The sequence below is a fragment of the Paenibacillus sp. FSL P4-0338 genome (assembly GCF_038002365.1).
GTDB lineage: Bacteria > Bacillota > Bacilli > Paenibacillales > Paenibacillaceae > Paenibacillus_AQ.
In genome coordinates this window covers 4,132,645-4,152,260 of sequence record NZ_JBBOCG010000001.1, presented here as the reverse complement: position 1 = coordinate 4,152,260, position 19,616 = coordinate 4,132,645, and the positions used below count along the sequence as shown (strand labels likewise).

Annotated in this window: 15 protein-coding genes; 14 read left to right on the top strand and 1 reads right to left on the bottom strand. The window is 52.9% G+C overall.

The features are described 5' to 3' along the window. Positions 1–180: 180 nt before the first annotated feature. Positions 181–936 carry an AraC family transcriptional regulator gene (locus MKZ07_RS18260; protein WP_076085625.1) on the bottom strand — a complete coding sequence of 252 codons (756 nt, stop codon included), beginning with the start codon at positions 934–936 and terminating at the stop codon, positions 181–183. A gap of 326 nt (positions 937–1,262) precedes the next feature. Between MKZ07_RS18260 and MKZ07_RS18255 the strand changes: the two genes are divergently transcribed. The 14 genes from MKZ07_RS18255 (at position 1,263) to MKZ07_RS18190 (ending at position 19,591) form a co-directional block, all read left to right on the top strand. Further along, positions 1,263–2,405 (top strand): BMP family ABC transporter substrate-binding protein, encoded by a 1,143-nt coding sequence (locus tag MKZ07_RS18255; RefSeq protein ID WP_341026994.1) that lies wholly within the window; start codon positions 1,263–1,265, stop codon positions 2,403–2,405. A 41-nt stretch (positions 2,406–2,446) separates the two neighbouring features. Next, on the top strand, positions 2,447–4,009 hold the full coding sequence (locus tag MKZ07_RS18250) for an ABC transporter ATP-binding protein (RefSeq protein WP_341026991.1): 1,563 nt from the start codon (positions 2,447–2,449) through the stop codon (positions 4,007–4,009). Beyond that, positions 4,002–5,048, top strand: coding sequence for an ABC transporter permease (locus MKZ07_RS18245; RefSeq protein ID WP_036700383.1), 1,047 nt, complete (start codon positions 4,002–4,004; stop codon positions 5,046–5,048). Before MKZ07_RS18250 ends, MKZ07_RS18245 begins: the two co-directional genes overlap by 8 nt. Then, positions 5,045–5,983 carry an ABC transporter permease gene (locus MKZ07_RS18240; protein ID WP_036700375.1) on the top strand — a complete coding sequence of 313 codons (939 nt, stop codon included), beginning with the start codon at positions 5,045–5,047 and terminating at the stop codon, positions 5,981–5,983. Before MKZ07_RS18245 ends, MKZ07_RS18240 begins: the two co-directional genes overlap by 4 nt. A gap of 34 nt (positions 5,984–6,017) precedes the next feature. Next, complete coding sequence (locus MKZ07_RS18235) at positions 6,018–6,974, top strand: nucleoside hydrolase (protein ID WP_036700373.1); 957 nt, start codon at positions 6,018–6,020, stop codon at positions 6,972–6,974. 3 nt (positions 6,975–6,977) lie between these two features. Next, positions 6,978–8,381, top strand: coding sequence for an ADP-ribosylglycohydrolase family protein (locus MKZ07_RS18230; RefSeq protein WP_036700371.1), 1,404 nt, complete (start codon positions 6,978–6,980; stop codon positions 8,379–8,381). A gap of 513 nt (positions 8,382–8,894) precedes the next feature. After that, positions 8,895–10,442, top strand: a complete 1,548-nt coding sequence (locus MKZ07_RS18225; RefSeq protein WP_341026984.1) for a response regulator — start codon at positions 8,895–8,897, stop codon at positions 10,440–10,442. Between the two features lie 211 nt (positions 10,443–10,653). Then, positions 10,654–12,477 carry a cache domain-containing sensor histidine kinase gene (locus MKZ07_RS18220; RefSeq protein ID WP_036700366.1) on the top strand — a complete coding sequence of 608 codons (1,824 nt, stop codon included), beginning with the start codon at positions 10,654–10,656 and terminating at the stop codon, positions 12,475–12,477. Between the two features lie 3 nt (positions 12,478–12,480). After that, positions 12,481–14,028 carry a response regulator transcription factor gene (locus MKZ07_RS18215; protein ID WP_341026981.1) on the top strand — a complete coding sequence of 516 codons (1,548 nt, stop codon included), beginning with the start codon at positions 12,481–12,483 and terminating at the stop codon, positions 14,026–14,028. Positions 14,029–14,140: 112 nt separating this feature from the next. Continuing rightward, positions 14,141–15,841 carry a sugar ABC transporter substrate-binding protein gene (locus tag MKZ07_RS18210; RefSeq protein WP_341026979.1) on the top strand — a complete coding sequence of 567 codons (1,701 nt, stop codon included), beginning with the start codon at positions 14,141–14,143 and terminating at the stop codon, positions 15,839–15,841. 90 nt (positions 15,842–15,931) lie between these two features. Then, a complete protein-coding gene (locus tag MKZ07_RS18205) occupies positions 15,932–16,906 on the top strand; it encodes an ABC transporter permease (RefSeq protein WP_076081983.1) in 975 nt (324 codons plus the stop codon). After that, positions 16,906–17,868, top strand: a complete 963-nt coding sequence (locus MKZ07_RS18200) for a carbohydrate ABC transporter permease (RefSeq protein WP_341026976.1) — start codon at positions 16,906–16,908, stop codon at positions 17,866–17,868. Before MKZ07_RS18205 ends, MKZ07_RS18200 begins: the two co-directional genes overlap by 1 nt. A 306-nt stretch (positions 17,869–18,174) precedes the next feature. Continuing rightward, positions 18,175–18,936 (top strand): methionine ABC transporter ATP-binding protein, encoded by a 762-nt coding sequence (locus MKZ07_RS18195; protein WP_341028041.1) that lies wholly within the window; start codon positions 18,175–18,177, stop codon positions 18,934–18,936. Beyond that, entirely contained in the window at positions 18,929–19,591 is a 663-nt protein-coding gene (locus MKZ07_RS18190; RefSeq protein ID WP_209994116.1) for a methionine ABC transporter permease, read from the top strand. The genes MKZ07_RS18195 and MKZ07_RS18190 overlap by 8 nt, the downstream gene beginning before the upstream one ends. The last annotated feature ends 25 nt before the right edge of the window (positions 19,592–19,616 follow it).

Below are 19,616 nucleotides of genomic sequence, written 5' to 3'. Positions count from 1 at the left end.
CACTGTGTATTCTTGCGGGTACTGTCCTTTGTCTTAAATGTTCATAGTAAGATTATAAGCTCCAGCCTATGAACAGGACAGTGGAACAAGCTTACAACAGTGAACAGGCCGGACCCCTGAACAGTGAACAAATGCAAGATTCGTGTACAAAAGCTACTTGTGACAGGAGGGGACTATTCCCTATATGACTCTGCTCTGAATGCGGAAGGTGCGCGGGGAGAGGCCGATCTCCCGTTTGAACATATTGCAGAACTGCGCATCGTTGACGAATCCGGCTGCAGCCGAGACCTCGGAAATATGCATTTGGCTGTGCAGGAGGAGCGACTTGGCATAATCCAGGCGTTTTAGTAAAAGATAACGGTGGGGGGAGTGCATGAACCGCTCCTTGAACAAATGCCGGAAGCGGTCGTAGCTGTAGCCGGACATCTCTGCCAGCGAAGCCACCGAGAGCTTGTGACGGTAATGCTCGTTCATATAATTGAGCACATACTGCATCTGATCCTCTGCAGGGGAATGGAAATCGGAGGCGCTGAGCAGCCGCTGGAGATAGACGGTAATTTCACTCATTTGCAGATTCAGCAGCTCGCTGAACCCGTCACGCTTGCGCTTGAACTCGGCGCTCATCCGTTGCAGGGTCTGTAGTACTGTGTGCTCTTTATCGTCGTCAAACACACCGGACAGCGAATTAATCACGGGATTGCCGCAGTGAAAGCCGACGAACAGCACCTCCGGGCTGGGCTGATGATTCTCGTCATGCTTGAAGCCTGCCGGAATGAGGGCGAAGGTAGAGGGCCGGAAGTGATAGCTGCGCTGGCCGATGCTGCAGGTGCCCTGACCATGGATATAATAGACAAGCTCGAAGCACTCATGCTGGTGCGGAGGGATATAGGTACCCGCTTCATGTTCTGCATTTACAATATATAGGACACGATCCATGATGAGGCCTCCCTTGATAGTCATTTAGCCGAATCGTACAAAAACATGACCGAAAATATATAAATATTTATGTTTTCATTTGATATGATCTTATCAATAAAACCGAAGATTCTCAACTGGACTGGCCATCTTGTTCGGATATTTTACGGTTTTTTAGCGAAATGTAACATGAAATGTTTGGTTTTCATAGTAAATTGCTTATTTCAGAATTTCAACAGTCGCTTATTCATGCTGCCCGATTCGAAGGGACCAACAAAACGTGTAATTGGGATTTTATGCTATTGAGCTGGATGGATCTATTACAAATAGGGGTGTGAACTTAGAAAATGAAAAAGAAAATGCTCACTTTAATGTTGCTGGCAGTTATGGTACTGGTCGCTGCGTGCGGGAACAACAAGTCCGGGAACGGGAATGGTGCGGCAGCAACTCCGGGAACGGATGCGGAAGGCGGCGGCGCGGCTGCGGGGGACAAGCTCAAGGTGGTGCTGCTGATTCCGGGGACGCTGGGGGATAAATCGTTTTTTGATGCGGCGAACAATGGTCTGCAGAAGGTGAAAAGCGAGCTTGGCGCAGAAACGAAGGTTGTGGAAATGGGCGCTGACAAGACGAAATGGGAGCCGACTTTTAATGATATCGCTGCTGAGGATTGGGATGTTGTTATCTCCGGCGGCTCGGAAATTACAGAAATGTTCAATGCAACGGCTGAAGCGAATCCTGATAAAAAATTCATCAACTATGATACTGACATCGAGGAAGCGCCTGCCAATATGTACAATATGTCTTACTCGACCAATGAGGTCTCCTTCCTGGCCGGGGCGGCGGCTGCGCTTGCTACCCAGTCTGATATGCCTAATGCCAACAAGGACAATGTGATCGGATTCCTGGGCGGAATGGACATTCCCGGCATCAATGCCTTCCTGGTTGGTTACATTCAGGGAGCACAGTATGTTGATCCGGAAGTGAAGGTAGCTGTATCCTATGCCGGAGATTTCGTGAACCCTGCGAAGGGCAAGGAATTGTCGCTGATCCAGTATAACTCGGGTGTGGATATTATCTTCAACGTGGCGGGCGGTACGGGCCTTGGTATCTTCGATGCAGCGAAGGAAAAGAACAAATATGCAATCGGCGTCGATTCGGACCAGGCGATGCTGCTGAAGGATACGGATAGTGTGAAAGCCAACCTGATCGTTACTTCTGCGATTAAAAAGATTGATTCGGCCATCCTTGGCGCAGTGAAGAAACTGCAGGACGGCACGCTTGAAATGGGTAAACGCGATGTGCTTGGCTTCGTGGAAGACGGCGTAGGCATTGCCGAGAACGAAATCTACAAAGCGGCATTCCCGGCGGAATTGCAGACCAAGATTGAAGAAGTGAAGCAGAAGCTGATCAATAAGGAAATTAAGGTGGATAATGCAATGGGTATGGAGACCTCTGAGGTCGAAGCGATCCGTAATGCCGTTAAACCTTAAGGACATGAATAGAATCTTTGGTTGAAAGGCGTTGATGACCCATGGCAAATGCTCTGCTGGAAATGCGGGGAATCACCAAAGTGTATCCGAACGGTGTGGTTGCCAACAAGAACGTTGAGTTCTCCCTGCGTGAAGGCGAGATCCATGCGATTGCGGGTGAGAACGGAGCCGGTAAATCGACTCTGATGAAAATTATGTTTGGAATGGAGAGCCCGAGCGAAGGCGGGCTCTATATCCGGGGAGAACAAGTAAAGCTGCAATCCCCGCAGGACGCGATTGACCGCGGTATCGGTATGGTGCATCAGCATTTCATGCTGGTGCCTTCTTTTACAGTGGCTGAGAATATGGTGCTGGGTATGGAGCCGCGCAAGGGTGTGGGCTTCAATTATGCAGAGGCTGTACGTCTGACAGAAGCAACTGCACGTAAATATAATCTCTCAGTGAATGCCAAAGCGAAGGTGGAGGACCTAAGTGTCGGCATGAAGCAGAAGGTGGAAATTCTGAAGGCGCTGGTGCGCGGGGCCAAGATTCTCATCCTCGATGAGCCGACAGCGGTGCTGACTCCACAGGAGACGGAGGAGCTGTTCCATGAGCTGCAGCAGCTTAAGGAGCAGGGGCACACGATTGTGTTCATCTCGCACAAGCTGAAGGAGGTCAAAGCGATCTGTGACCGGATTACCATCATGCGCGGCGGCCGGAGTGAAGGCGTCTTCGATACTAAGGAAGTAACAGAGCAGGAGATCTCGCGGCTGATGGTCGGGCGGGATGTGGTGCTGAAGTATGACAAAAGCGATCTTCCCTACGGCAAGCCGGTGCTTGCGGTGGAAGGGCTGAGCGTCTCAGACAGCCAGGGAAAAGCGCTGCTCTCCGAGATCAGCTTCTCGGTCCGTGAAGGCCAGATTGTCGGCATCGCCGGCGTTGAAGGGAACGGACAGACGCAGCTGATCGAGGCGCTGACCGGCGGCCTGCGAGGGGTTGGCGGCAGCGGGTCGGTACAGGTGAAGGGGAAGGATATCCGTGAGCTGGATATTCTGGACATCCGCAACCTGGGGGTATCCTATATCCCTGAGGACCGGATGCGTCAGGGCTCTGCCGGAGAGGCCAGCATTGCCGACAATCTGATCTCCACGCGCTACCGTCAGAAGGATATGAATAAAGGGCCATTTTTGCACGGGTCCAGAATTGCTGCGCTGGCCTCTGCGCTGGTGGAGGAATTCAAGGTGCGGTGCTCCGGTCCGCAGCAGCCGATCGGCATGCTGTCCGGCGGTAACATGCAGAAGGTGGTCGTAGCCAGGGAGTGTTCCACGAATCCGCAGCTGCTGATCGCCGAGCAGCCGACCCGGGGCGTGGACATCGGGGCTGCCCAGTTCATTCACCAGAAGCTGCTGGAGCTGCGTTCGGCGAACTGTGCGACGCTGCTGGTATCGGCAGATCTGAATGAAATTCTGGAGCTGAGCGACAGTCTTCTTGTGATGTATGAGGGCCAGATTGTGGCGTATTTCGAACATCCGTCGGCAGTCGGTGAGGAAGAGCTGGGGCTCTACATGCTGGGAATTAACCGGCAGGACAAAGAGCAGACCGGGAGGGCCGCAAATCATGTTTAAAGTCAAATATTTCGAGGCGATCCGCACAGCGGCGGTCATCGTCATTGCACTTATTATCGCGTTCCTGATCATCTCGCTGGTCAGTGACCACCCGGTGAAGACGATCGGAATCTTCCTCTGGGAGCCGTTGTCCACGAAGGGCCATATCGGCAACGTCATTGAAATGGCGATCCCGCTGATGTTCACCGGACTTGCGGTCTCCCTGCTGTTCCGGGCCAATATGTTCAACCTGGGGGCAGAAGGAATCTTTTATTTCTCCGGAGTGGTGACTACTGCACTGGCGATTCATCTCAGCCTGAACAGCTGGTTCCATCCGGTAGTGGCGATTCTTGCAGGCTCCATCGTGGGGGCGCTGCTCTCGGCCATCCCCGGTATTCTCAAGGCCAAGTGGAATGCGAATGAGCTGGTGACCTCTCTGATGTTCAATAACATCCTGTTCGGGGTGGGGCTGTACTTGCTGAACTATCATCTGCGGGATGCCAAGGCGTTTGCCAACGTTTCTTTTAAATTTGAGAAAACGGCCCAGCTCAGCAAGCTGTTTGCAGGGACGCGGATTCACACCGGACTTATTATTGTGCTGGTGCTTATCGTATTGGCCCATCTATTCCTCTACAAGACCAAATGGGGCTACGAGCTGCGGATGACCGGGGTTAACCGGGATTTCGCCCGTTATTCGGGGATGAAGACGGCCAAGGTGATCATTCTGGTCCATCTGATCGCCGGGTTCATTGCCGGTATGGGCGGCTCGGTGGAGGTGCTCGGGATGTACAGCCGGTTTCAGTGGACCTCCTTGCCGGGCTACGGTATGGATGGTGCGCTGGTGGCCATGCTGGCCAAGAATAATCCGTTCTCCGTCATTGTCTCGGCGCTCTTCCTGGCCTATATCCGCATTGGCGCCGATATGATGTCGCGCCTCTCCGATGTGCCGTCCGAGATGATTTCGATCATTCAGGCTGTCATTATTCTGCTGATATCTGCTGAGCAGTTCCTCAAGTTCTGGAAGAACCGCATGCTGCTGAAGGAGGCGAAGGAAGCATGAACAGTCTGCTGAATGTCATACTGACGACGGATTTTGCCTTCTCTGTCCTGCGTGTAACCACGCCGATACTGTTCGCTGCACTGGGGGCGCTGATCTCGAACCGTGCCGGAATTATCAACATCGGGATGGAAGGGATCATGCTGGTCTCGGCGCTGGCCGGGGTTATTGTGAGCGCGTATACGCAGAGCGCCTGGGTGGGACTGCTTGGGGCGGTGCTGTCGGGTACGCTGATTGCGGGGATTCTGGCCTTTTTCACCTTGAAATTCAAGACCCATATTATTCTGGGCGGGGTGGCGATCAATATGTTCGCCTCCGGGGGTACGGTATTTATTCTGTATCTGCTGAGCGGCGACAAAGGATCTTCCACCTCCTTAGCGAGTAAAGTGTTGCCGAGTGTGAATATTCCGCTCCTGCAGGATATTCCGGTGCTGGGCCCGATTCTGTCGGGGCACCACATTCTGACGTATTTCTCTATATTGTCAGTGCTCGTAGTCTATTATCTGCTCAACCGTACACCGCTGGGATTGCGAATCCGCTCCGTAGGCGAGAATCCGCACGCGGCCCAGTCCGTAGGCGTCAGTGTGGTCCGCATTCAGTATAGTGCACTGCTGCTCAGCGGCTTCTTCGCCAGTCTGGGCGGAGCCTATATGTCGATGGGCTACTTGTCACTGTTCACCCGCGATATGATCGCTGGCCGGGGCTGGATTGCAATCGCTGCCGAATCCATGGGCCGGAGCACCACCGTGGGCACAGCGCTGACCTCACTGCTCTTCGGCGCAGCCGACGCGCTCTCCAATGCCCTTCAGGTGCTGAAAATTCCAGCTGAGCTAATCGCTACGCTACCTTATGTGGCAACGGTCATCGGCCTGATCATCTACGCCATCTCCGAGACACGGAAGAAGAATAAGAAGCTTAAGGCTACTGTTACGAAATAATTAGCAAAGATCAACCTACAAGGGAGCGACAACGATGCCAACACCTATCATTATTGACTGCGATCCGGGGCATGACGACGCGATTGCCATTCTACTTGCGCTGGCACATCCGGGAGAGCTGGATATCCGGGGGATTACAACTGTTGGCGGCAATCAGATTCTGGATAAAATTACCGACAACGCGCTCAAGATTCTCAGCTTTGTAAATGCAGATATTCCGGTGGCCAAGGGAGCGGCGGCGCCGCTGCTGGGCAAGCTTGTTACCGGGGAGGAAGCCCACGGGGAGTCCGGCATGGACGGCCCGGCGCTGCCAGCGAGCAAGTTCAAGCCGGTAGAGCAGGGAGCAGTAGAATTCATGCTGGAGATTATCCGCGCTTCGGAAGAGAAGATCACCCTGGTGCCTACCGCCCCGCTGACGAATATCGCCCTGCTGATTACCGCTTACCCGGAAGTGAAGGAGCGGATCGAGAAGATCTCGCTAATGGGCGGCGGGCTGGCTTACGGCAATGTGACCCGGACAGCGGAGTTTAATATTTATGTGGACCCGGAAGCGGCGCGGATCGTTTTTGAATCTGGCATTCCAATTGTCATGAGCGGACTGGATGTGACAGATAAGGCGGCGATCTTCGAAGAGGAGATTCAGGAGCTTAAGACGCGCGGCCCCGTGTCCGTCATGGTCGGCGAGCTGCTGGATTTCTATTCGATCTACGGGAAGAAAATGGGCTTTGTCGGCAATGCACTGCATGACCCTTGCGCCATTGCCTGGCTGCTGCACCCGGAGCTGTTCGAATCCGAGCACCTGTATGTAACGGTAGAGACCGAAGGCAAGCTTACCCGCGGCATGACCGTGGCCGACCGCCGCAAGAAGCCGGACCAGCCTGCGAATACGGAGGTACTGCTTGGTGTGGACCGCGAAGCCTTCATCAAGCTGCTGTTCGATTCGTTGGACCGGTTAGACCGGCAGCTCGAGTCGCCGGCGGGAGAAGCTTAGCAGATGGCAGGCTGGGAACGTCTGCAGGAGACGGTAAGGTTCGAGCTGCAGCAGCGGATCGAGGAAGGCTGCCAGCCGGGCAGCCTGGCGGAGAAGCTGGATGCAGCCGGGAGCGATGAGGACAAGCTGATGGAGGTATACCGGGAGCTGATGGCACTTCCCGTGGATACAAGCTTTCCTTACCAGGAGCCGTCGGATCTGGAAGCGATCAGACAGCTTCGCCCGGAGGGTCCGCGCAAGCTTGCGGTGGACTGGACGGCGGACCAGTGGAGAGACAGGTTCTACGGCGCCTGGCTCGGGCGGAGTGTAGGCTGCGCGCTGGGCAAGCCGCTGGAATATTGGGACTATCTCTACGGGAAGGATGGCCGGACCGGCTGGGAGAATATCGAGCTGTGGTTCCGCGGTGCGGATGCCTGGCCGATTACAGGTTATACTCCTGAGCATTCCACGGCAAGGAAGGAATATGGCCTGGGCTTAAGCGACTGGTCATTCACCAGCACGCGCGAGAAGATCAGCTACATGGAGAGCGATGATGATATTCGTTATACCGTGCTTGGCCTGATACTGCTGGAGCAAAAAGGGCTGAACTGGGACTCCTGGGATATCGGCAAACTGTGGCACGGCCATCTGACCTACAGTCAGGTCTGCACGGCGGAAACGCAGAGCTATATGAACTTTGCTCAGGAGACCTCCCATCTGCACGGGGAGAAGCCGGCGGACTGGCCGCTGCGGCAGGAGCGGGTACGGATGCATCTGAATCCGTACCGGGAATGGATCGGTGCGGCGATCCGCGCGGATGCCCTGGCTTATGGAGCGGCCGGACATCCCCAGCTGGCGGCAGAGCTGGGCTGGCGGGATGCCTCCTTCTCGCATGTGAAGAACGGAATCTACGGCGAAATGTTCAATGCCGCGATGATCTCAGCGGCATTCGCAGGCCTCAGCAATCAAGAGATTGTGCAGATCGGCCTGAGCGAGATTCCGCAGACAAGCAGATTGGCTAAGGATGTGCTGAGGGGCGTAGAAATTGCACAGCAGGCAAAGAGTGAACGTGAACTGGTCAGCACCCTCTGGAACGAGTTCAGCCATTACGACCCGGTGCATACGAACAACAACGCTGCCATTGTGGCGGCCTCGTTGATCTACGGCGGCGACGACTTTGAGAAAGTAGTGGTCACCTCCGTATCAGCCGGAATGGACACCGACTGCAACGGGGCTACCGTTGGCTCTATTATGGGAGCGAAGCTGGGTGCTGCCAAGCTGCCGGTTAAGTGGACCGCTCCGCTGAACGACCTGCTGTATGCGGATCTGCCAGGCTTCCACCCGATCGCCATTTCTGAGGTCGCGGAGCGTAGTTATCAGGTGTTTCTGAAGCTGCGGGCGGAGCTGGGAGAAGAGGAAAAGGGATAATACAGATACTAATTATATTTAAGCGCTTTTTATGAGGTCGCCTCGCACCGGATGTTTTCAGGGGAAAACATCCGGTGCGGTTGGGCGTCTTTTTTGTCTTCCGGGAAGTTATTACCTCCACTGTTCTGGATGTATACAGTGGGGCATAAGTGCTCAGATGCATTTAAAATGAGGAGCCTAGAATGTATGTGAAAAACCGAATACAATGTGCCGCTGAGAAGGTGAGTTGATACACAGGGGAAATTTGGAACTGGAGGAGCGGTAGCGATTTCTTGAAAGCTTTTCGAAGGAAAGCTCGCATCGTAAGCATAGGCTATATTTGGATTTCTACCGCGAGGAGCAGTTCCCACAAGGAAGTCCAAATATAACAGCGGCCGAAAGTCCAAATGTTCACCGCAGTGAGGACCAAGCTTTGATTTTTAAGTTAACATTCACATGATTGAACTTGTATGTTAGCATTACTTGTAATTCTATTACTTACCAAATTTAGATATTGAGATGGGGGCAGAGCTCATGCTGAAAGTCATGATTGTAGACGATGAACCTTGGGTTCTGGAAGGACTCAGGACGATGGTGAACTGGGAGAAATCCGGATTCGAGGTATGCGCCGAAGCGCTTAGCGCCGGGGATGCGCTGCGGCTGATCCGGGAGCACAGACCGGATCTGCTGCTGACGGATATCAATCTTCCGGTGATGAGCGGCCTGGAACTGATTGCGGCGGTGAAGGAGACGGTGGACCCTCCGCCCCGGTTCGTGATCCTGAGCGGGTATGACGATTTCAACTATGCCCGGATTGCGCTGCGTCATAAGGTGGACGGCTACCTGCTGAAGCCGGTGGATGATGAGGAGATTGAGGAACTGCTGGGGAAGATCAGTGCTATTATCCAACGTGAAAACGCTTCCAGATTAGAGGGGCAGAAGAAGCACAATATCCTGGTACATAATCTGATCAGCCGTTGTGTCCAGGGGGATTGGAGTGAGGAGCTGGAACATGCCGCCTCCGGTCTGTTGGGGCTTCAGCCTGATACAGAGCTGCAGTGTATTCTGGCTGCTGCCATCTCAGGTTCAGGGACGGTGAGCCTGAACGAAGGCGATACCGAGGGTTTCCCGGATCACCTGGGCTATGTGTTCCACGACCCGGCCGGAAGGGCCGGACTCCTGGTTCGCTCAGCCGGACTGTCCCCGGAAGCGCTGGAGGCAGCCGCCGCCCAGGTGCAGAAGGTGCAGTCAGAGAAGCTGGGGTTGCCGGTGGCTGTAATGATCAGCAGCCGGGGAAACGGCCTGCGCTCCATCCAGGAGCTGTACACCCAGACGCTTGAGGTCTGGGGGCTCAAGTACCGGAAGGAGCGGGGCGGAATTTTCTACTACAACGATTTGCGTACTGCCCGCTTGTCTCCGGAATTCACAGACGGGCACTTTACGCGTGTGCTGGATGAGGTGAAGGAAGGCGTGCCGGAGAGAATCCGGGCCGCTGCCAGGGAAGCCTTCGCAGCCATGACTGCCAAGAGGGTGAGTATTGAAGCTGCACAGGCCGAGGTAGCCCATCTGGAGATGACCTTATGCCGGAGCATTACCGAGATGCAGGGAGATCCCGACCAGATCATGTGTGCGATGCACAAGGAGTACGGCAACCTGGGCGGACTCACGGATTATTACAAGCTCAGCCTGTATGTGGACCGGCTCTGCCTGGAGACAGCGGCGTACCTCACCGAGCTACGGGCCAACAACGAGGGGAACACCATTTATAATGTGATTCAATACGTGGATCTGGAATTCCGCAGCAAGCTGCAGCTCCAGGACCTCGCCCGGCAGTTTCATATGAATTCGGCCTATCTGGGCCAGCTGTTCCGCAAGGAGACGGGGCGCAGCTTCAGCGATTATCTGAATGAGAAGCGGATCGAAGCAGCCAAGAGCCTGCTCAAGCGCACGCAGCTCAAGATATCGGATATCGCGGTGCAGGTGGGTTTTTCCAATACCGATTATTTCATCGACAAGTTCAAGAATAAGGTGGGTTCATCACCTTCGGTGTACAAGAATGCCCACAACAATAAACAGCTCTAAGTGGAAACGGCCTTGCCATCCTTTTATAAGGACGGTACCGTTTCAGCGAGAAATAGAAGGATAAATGAATGGTTTGAAACCAATACATTCTTATATTTTAAGATAACCCCACAAAGCGGGGCTTTGGCTTCGAAGGTTACTCAGGTACTTTGCGGGGACCCCGAAATCTTATAAATTCTATAATGATAGGAAAGCCGGGTGTGTGTGAGGGATGGCGACAAAACGGTTTAAATTCGGCACCATCGTCAATGATATTCCGCTAAGCTACAAGTTCTATCTCATCTACATTGTGGGTGTGCTCCTGCCGATCATGGTGCTGAATCTGGTATTCCTGGAGCGGATTACGGATCTCATCAAATCGAGGGAGCAGCAGAATCTGGAGATTTCCATGGAACGGGCGCGGAAGGACATTCATGATTTTATTGAAGGGGGGGTCTCTGTCGGCTACACGCTGGCTGCGGATAAGAACCTGTACGAGATGCTGGACCGCACCTATACGGACTCTATCGAGTTCTACAGCATGTTCAACGAACAGCTAAGAGACCGGATGAACAGTTATATGCCTGTTAATAATCAGCTGGAACGAATCAGTATATACACGAACAACCAGACGGTTGTATCCGGGGGCAATTATCAGGTGATGAACGATAAAGTATGGTTAAGTGACTGGTACCAGCAGGCGAAGAAGGCCACCACCCAGGTATATGTTGCGGCTTACCGGACGACGGAGAACAAGAATCTGGCCTCGTCCACCCCTACGCTCAGCATTATTGAGACCATGGACAATTACCGTAATCTGAACAGCTATGAGAAGGTGCTGCGGATTGATCTGGACATCAGTGAGATCTATGACATTATCGTCCGGGAACGGGATTACCTGAGCCTGTATCTGATCAATGGGGAGAACAAGATTGTGATGTCAGCGGACAGCGGCTATCAGCACGTTACAGATAATCCCTATCCGGTATTCGATCAGTGGGGGGACAGCCAGGACGACAGCGAGGGAGTGCGGGTAATGGCTGTAGGGACGGCGAATTATCTCAAAGGCTGGCGGATTGTCGGAATTACGCAGGGGGAGCGGATCTCCCAGGCGGTTCTCGATATCCGTCTGTACGCAGCGGGCCTAGCGACAACGCTTACTCTGTTGACCAGCATATTCATATATATCATGCTGCGCTCCTATAATTACCGGGTGAAACGCCTGGCCCGGCACATGCAGAAGGTGACGAACGAGAAGTTCGAGCTGATTGCCATCGATGAGGGCCGGGATGAGATCGGCGGGCTAATCCACAATTTTAACCGGATGACCTCCAGAATCCATTCCCTGATCAATGATGTGTACAAGCTGGAGATCCAGAGCAAGAACCTGGAGATGGAGCGCGTCAGGGCGGAGCTGAATTTCCTGCAGAGCCAGATGAACCCCCACTTCCTGTTCAACACGCTGAATGCGATTCTGGTGGTCTGCACCAAGAACAAATATAACGATGTCACCGATATTGTAAAAAGCCTGTCGAAGCTGCTGCGCAGACTGCTGAGCTGGAAGGAGGATCTGGTGTCGGTGCGCGAGGAGATCGCATTTATCGACATGTATCTGAGGATTGAGAAATTCAGGTTCAGGGATAAATTCGACTATACCTTTGAGATTGATGAGCAGTCCCTGGACTATAAAATTCCGAAGCTGAGCATGCAGCCGCTGGTCGAGAATTCCTGCAAGCACGGTCTGCAGACGATTGAGGGGCTGGGGATAATCAAGGTGGCTGCGGCCGTGCTGGATAACAGGCTGCAGATTACAGTATCCGACAATGGTAAGGGCATGGATCCGGAGAAGCTGAAGGAGCTGATGTTCGCGGTCCGCAAGGAGGATTACTCGGGCACCCACATCGGGATTCGCAATGTATACCGCAGGCTGGAGCTGAATTACGCAGATCAGGTGCGCTTCGAGATATCCAGTACGCCGGATCAGGGAACCGTAGTGACCTTTGGCATTCCCCTGAAGCTGCTTGAGCAGAATTATTCCCCGGAAAGAGAGGTATAGACGATGAAATACAAAGTGTTATTAATCGATGACGAGCCTAGCGCTCTGGAAGGTATGGAGATGTGGATCGATTGGCAGGAGCTGGGCTTCGAGCTGTGCGGAACCTGCGGCAACGGCCGGGAGGGGCTGCAGATGATGAAGCAGCTTCAGCCGGATCTGGTCATTACCGATATCCATATGCCTCTGATGAATGGTCTGGAGATGATCGGGGAGTGGCGGCAGGAGGGGACGGATTCGACGAAGTTCGTCATTCTGAGCGGCTACAGTGAGTTCGAATATGCCCGCACAGCCATCAGCTACGGAATCAATCACTATCTGCTGAAGCCGGTCTTCCCGGAGGAGGCTACCGAGGAGCTGCGGGAGATCCGCCTGGAGCTGGAGCAGGAGGCGAACCGCAGAAGAATCCATGAGACCGCTTCCGGGGAAGAGGCGGCAACCTTAATCAAGGGGCTGTTATATGGCAAAAAGGAAGAACCCGAGCTTATGGAATGGCTGGAGACTCTGCCCGGCTTCAAGGAGAGTCTTTCCTGGAATGTTTGCCTGATCCGGACGGTCCCGGAGCTGTATACAGAGGTGAGGAGCCGTGCAGTCTCCCTGCTGGCCGGATATAAGGCAGTGGTGACGATCGATCTGGAGGCGGGATTGCTCGGGATCGTGTACGGGATGACGGCAGGCAGCGGGGACGCTGGCGGAATAGCTGAAGTGCTGAATACTCTGTTGGGTGAGTACAGGGGAGGGAATGTCCATATCGCACTGGGAACCCCGGAGGACTCCTTGTTGTCCATAAAGGGTAGTTATGGCCGGGCCAAAGAGACCCTGCTGCATTTCTTTTACGAGCCGGAGCAGGCAGGGGTGCTGGCTTACAGCGGGGTGCAGAATAAGCCCTTCAGTTATCACTACGACCATATCGGACTGATGGATGCTCTGCTGGATTGCGTGAATCTTCTGGACGCGGACGGCTACCGCGAGGCACTGGAGGCGGCAGCCCGCAGCTTCCGGGAACAGCAGGTGGCGCCGGAGGTAGTACGCAAATTCGGAATCCACCTCATGTACCGGATCTTCGCACTCGCACCCGGGGCAGAAGCCGCAGGCGAAGAGGGCGGAGTGGCCTTGGGCGTTGAGGTATCAGAGATTCAGCAGGCGATGACCCCCCTGAGCGGGCTGCTCAGCCGCCTATGGTCCTACGGAGGGAAGGCCATAGATCTGCTGGTGCGTGAGCAGAACTATAAGTCGCATGGGATTGTCCGGGAGATCAACCAGTACATCGGGGAGCATTATCAGGAGAGCCTGAGCATTCAGAAGCTGGCTGAGATCTTCTTCCTGCATCCGGTATACCTGGGCCAATTATTGATTAAGAAGAACGGGATGACCTTCAATGAGCAGCTGCATCATCTGCGGATTCAGGCGGCGGCTGAGCTTCTGCGCGGGAGCAGGCTGAAGCTCTCAGAGATTGCCGAACGTGTCGGTTATGCCAATTACGGACAGTTTCTGAAACGGTTCGAGAAGGAGCTGCACATGGGCCCGAATGAGTACCGGAATGCCAAGTTCTAAAATTTTCGGGGGTACACCTTTAGTTCGGTCGTATTTTAGCGGTCAGTTCACCTCTATAATTTACTTGTGTAAGTGCTTACAAAATAAAGACAATACACTATGGAGGTGCTTTATGGGGGGCAAGTCGAAAGTGACGTTTAAGTATTCCCTGGTTGCTTTATTAACCCTTAGCTTCGCGTTGTCAGGCTGCGGTGGAGGAAACGATAAGAATGCTGCTGCAACTGACAAAGCTAAGGAGACAGCTGCAACGGATTCTGCTTCATCTAACACGGGAGGAAAGATTGAACCGTTCAAGGTTAGCGCATTTATCGGTGTAGCCGGGCAACAGCCGACACCGGATAACAAGATCTACAAGAAGATCAAAGAGGAGACCGGTGCCAGCTTCGATATGGAATTCTTAGCAGGTGATATTAACCAGAAGCTAGGGGTTATGATTGCAGGTCAGGATTATCCGGACCTTATGACCGGAAGCACCAAGCTGACAGCAGCAGGGGCTTATATCCCGCTTGAAGACCTGATTGAAGAGCATGCGCCGAATTTGAAAGCGCATTATGCAGACTATTGGAACATGATGAAGGACCCGAATGACGGACATATTTATATTTTGCCTAACTACGGTGTATATAACGGTAAGGTCAACAGCTCATGGTATTCAGGACCGGCCTTCTGGATTCAAAAAGCAGTGCTTAAGGAATTCAACTATCCGAAGGTTAAGACACTGGATCAGTACTTTGACCTGATTGAGCAATATAAAGCAAAATATCCGAAAATCGACGGAAGCCCGACCATCGGGTTCGAAATTCTGAACTATGACTGGAAAAACTGGGGGCTGTTCAACGCTCCGCAGCATCTGATCGGACATCCGAACGATGGCGGCGTGGTCGTGAAGGACGGCGTAGCCGAGGTATTTGCCAACAAGGATTATGCCAAGAAATACTATCAGAAGCTGAATGAGATGAACGAGAAGGGCATTATCGACAAAGAAACCTTCGTGCAGAACTATGACCAGTACATGGCAAAGCTGTCCAGCGGCACCGTTCTGGGGATGTTCGACCAGCACTGGAACTTCAACGCTGCTGAGGATTCACTGACGACCCAAAATAAAATTGAACGTACTTATGTAGGTCTTCCGCTGGTATACGATGAGTCGACCAAAGACCACTACCGCGATCTTGCGGTGCTTAACCTCAACAACGGCTTCGGTATCAGCATTAATGCCAAAGATCCGGTGAAGATTATCAAGCTGCTCGACACCCTGATGGATGAGAAGTGGCAGAAGCTGTTCTCCTGGGGTGTGGAAGGCGAGGATTATATCGTTGAGAACGGCAGATTCATGAGAACCCAGGAACAGCGTGACAATGCCGCCGATGCCACCTGGCAGCTGGCCAACAAGGCCAAATCATTATTCGAATATCTGCCTAAAACCGAAGGAAGCTACAGCGACGGTAACTCCACGGATGCTGCTGCGCAGCCGGAAGAATATAAAGCAGGCCTGAAGCCGTACGATAAGGAAGTTCTGGATGCCTATGGCTTCAACTCCTACGTAGACTTCTTCAGCGATCCGCCGCCGAACCCTGTCTATTATCCTGCCTGGTCCATCGACCTGATCGAAGGCTCGGATGCCAAAATTGCCAGCACCAAGCTAAATGAGCTGCAGACCAAGTTCCTGCCGAAAGCCATTCTTGCCAAGCCGGCTGAATTCGATTCCGTATGGACCGATTATACGGAACAGATCGAGAAAGCCAATGTGAAGGCTTACGAAGACAAGATCAATGAGCAGATTAAGTGGAGAATCGAGAACTGGAGTAAATAACGTAAGGTCTGGTACCGGGTTTTAGAAGGTGGAAGGCCGCTTGACGGCCTTCCGCCTTCCATTAATTTGATGGAGTAGGAGACAACGAATATGGATGAGACCTTAGAAATAGATACTGGCGTCCGGCGTCCGAAGAAGAACAAGAGGAAAAAGCAGCCGATTACCTGGCGCGTAATTAAGAATCAGAATCAGCTGATCTGGATGTCTGTGCCTTTAATGCTCTACATTATCCTTTTTGCCTACGTTCCTGTATGGGGCTGGACCATGGCGTTCCAGAACTACAGACCGGCCAAGTCCTTCGGCGAGCAGGAATGGGTGGGACTGAAGCAGTTCAAGTTTTTGTTCACCGATGATAACTTCATTCGTGTCCTGCGCAATACTCTGGCTATGGGGGTTATCAATCTGATCCTCGGCTTCGTGACAGCCATCGTGCTGGCGCTGCTGCTTAACGAGATTAAGAAAGTATTCTGGAAAAGAACCGTGCAGACGATCTCCTATCTGCCCCATTTCCTATCATGGATAATCGTTACCGGTATTGTGGCCACCTCGCTGTCCATCAATGACGGGATTGTAAATATCGTTCTGATGAAGCTGCATCTGATTAAAGAGCCGATTCTGTGGCTTAGTGAAGGCAAGTATTTCTGGGGAATCGTAGGGGCTTCGCATGTGTGGAAGGAAGTGGGCTGGAATACCATTATCTATCTGGCCGCCATCGCTTCCATTGACCCTGCCCTGTATGAGGCGGCGGAGATTGACGGTGCGAACCGTTACAAGAAAATGATGCATGTAACCCTGCCCGGGATCAAGGCAACCATTGTTATTCTGATGATTATGTCCATAGGACATGTGCTGGAAGCAGGCTTTGAAGTTCAGTACCTGCTCGGCAACGGACTGGTAGTAGACTGGGCCGAAACGATAGATATTTTCGTGCTTAAATACGGACTTGCACAAGGGAATTATTCACTCGCAACCGCTGGCGGGATTTTCAAAACGGTGGTCAGCGTGACATTGCTGCTTATGGCTAACGGGATTTCCAAGCGGCTTGGGGAAGAGAGGTTGTTATAATGGCGGATAACCGGCAGATTACCCCTGGGCAACAAGCAGGCTTTACGGCGAAAAGAAACCTGGGCACCGGCAGACTTGAACCGTTTTTGTTCACTTCCTTCAATACGGTCTTCATGGTCTGTCTGGTGGTTGTGACTTTATATCCATTCATCAATACGATTGCTGTTTCATTTAATGAAGGAAATGATACGATCCGCGGCGGCATTTACTTATGGCCAAGACAGTGGACCTTTCAGAATTACAAGGCGATTTTTGCCACCGGAACGATTTTTGATGCTTTCCTGATCTCAGTGGCCCGTACAGTGGTTTCTACATTGCTTAATATTTTTCTGACCACCATGCTGGCTTATACCTTAAGCCGCAGGGAGTATGTATTCCGTAAGTTTATTACGGTAATCTTCGTGCTGACGATGTATTTCAGCGCAGGTCTGATCCCGAACTACTTCCTGATTAAGGACCTGGGCATGTTGAACAGCTTCTGGGTCTACGTTATTCCATCGATGATCAGTGCATTTAACATGATCGTCATCCGCACCTACATCGGTACGATACCGGAGAGTCTGATGGAATCGGCCAGAATTGACGGCGCCGGGGATTTCAAAATCTTCATGCGGGTCGTCTTCCCGCTCTGTAAACCGGTGCTCGCGACGATTGCGCTGTTCGTGGCGGTCGGAGCCTGGAATGCCTGGTTCGACGCTTTCATCTACACCTCCTCCAAGCAACATCTCAGTACACTGCAGTATGAGCTGATGAAGCTGCTGTCTTCAACGATGAACTCCAACGGGAACCCTACCGTAACCAACGGGGTGGGGATGGATCAGAATTCAGCCCGGGCAATGGTCACGCCGATCTCGATCCGGGCAGCTATCACAGTAGTCGCCTCCGTACCTATACTGCTGGTGTATCCGTTCATGCAGAAGTATTTCGTAGTGGGTCTCAATGTCGGTAGTGTGAAGGAATAAGCGTTCAGAGCAAATAGACTTGTCCATGCAAAATAGCAAAAGGGGTGCAGTCCTATCAGGGGCCGCACCCCTTTTTGTGCTAACTATCCTGCTTCCATTGAATAATCCCATAGAGCCACGAGCATCCTTATAATGCTCTGCTCTTCCAAGAACTTAGCAATCATTTTGAAATAAATGATGACACAGCGGAAGAAATACCTTATTATTTAAAGAGATTTTTAATGAAACAGATTTTAAATAATTATAGTACAATATGCCCTGAGGTTCAGAGAGTACGTTAAGGCAGTCTGTAAAGGAGGGCTTCATATTCTTTCGCTGAGTCAGGTTAGCAAGAGCTTCACTCTGAAGGATGGCCCTTATAAGGCTGTCGATCAGGTATCGCTTGAAGTGCAGGCGGGTGCCATTCACGGTATTATTGGCGCAAGCGGCGCGGGCAAATCCACGCTCCTGCGGCTGATCAATCTGCTGGAGCGGCCCGATGCAGGAATGGTTACGGTTGACGGGCAACGGCTTACGGAGCTGCCGGACAAGGAGCTGCGCCGGCAGCGGCAGAGAATCGGGATGATCTTTCAGCATTTCAATCTGATCGGCAATGCCACTGTCAGCCGGAATGTGGCGATCTCTCTTGAGCTTGCCGGAGTGCCGCGTGCAGGGCGGATGAAGCGGGTGGAGGAATGTCTGCAATTCGTCGGCCTGGCGGACAAAGCCGGGCAATATCCGGCCCAGCTCAGCGGCGGACAGCGTCAGCGGGTAGCGATTGCCCGCGCACTGGCTAACAGTCCGAAGCTGCTGCTGTGCGATGAGCCGACCTCTGCGCTTGATCCAGGCACCACGGCAGATATTCTGGAGGTGCTGCGCCATATCAATGCTTCCATGGGCGTAACGATTGTGATCGTTACCCATGAACTGGATGTCGTGCGGAGCATCTGTTCCGAGGTATCTGTCATGGAGGGCGGACGGATCGTAGATTCCTTCTCCCGTGGGGAGGGCGGCTTCCTTCCGCCGGGAACTCATTCAGGCTCCTTCCGGGAGCGGATCACCGGCAGAACGGGGGCCGCCGATGTTTGAGAGCATGCTGAAATACCAGGATCAGATGTGGCAGTCTATTGGAGAGACCTTTGTCATGGTCGGTATTTCCATAGGCGCTGCGCTGCTGCTGGGCCTTCCGCTGGGGACGCTGCTGTATTTTTGCCGCAAAGGCCAGTTATATGAGAATAGAGGACTGTCTCTAGTGCTCAATAGCATCGTCAATGTCGTCCGTTCCTTTCCGTTCCTGCTGCTGGTGGTGGCGCTGATTCCGTTCACCCGTCTGGTTGTGGGTACGGCGATCGGTACACTGGCGGCCACGGTGCCGCTGTCCATCGTTGCCATTGCGTATTACTCACGGCTGGTGGAGCAGTCCCTGCTGGAGGTTCCGCGCGGAACGATTGAGGCGGCATTGTCGATGGGGGCCTCGAAGCCGGGAATGATCTTCAAGTTTCTCTATGTAGAGGCCCGTTCAGGGCTGGTGCTGGGACTTACTGCATCTACGATCAGCTTCATTTCTTTTTCAACCGTAATGGGGGTTGTCGGCGGCGGCGGCGTGGGCGATTTCGCCATCCGTTACGGGTATCAGCGCTTCGAGACTGAAGTGATGATCTACGCCATTCTTGTGATGATTGTACTGGTGCAGCTCATTCAATTCACGGGAAGCACGATAGCCAGACTGCTCGACAAACGCTAGAATACTATACAATAATGGGGGCATA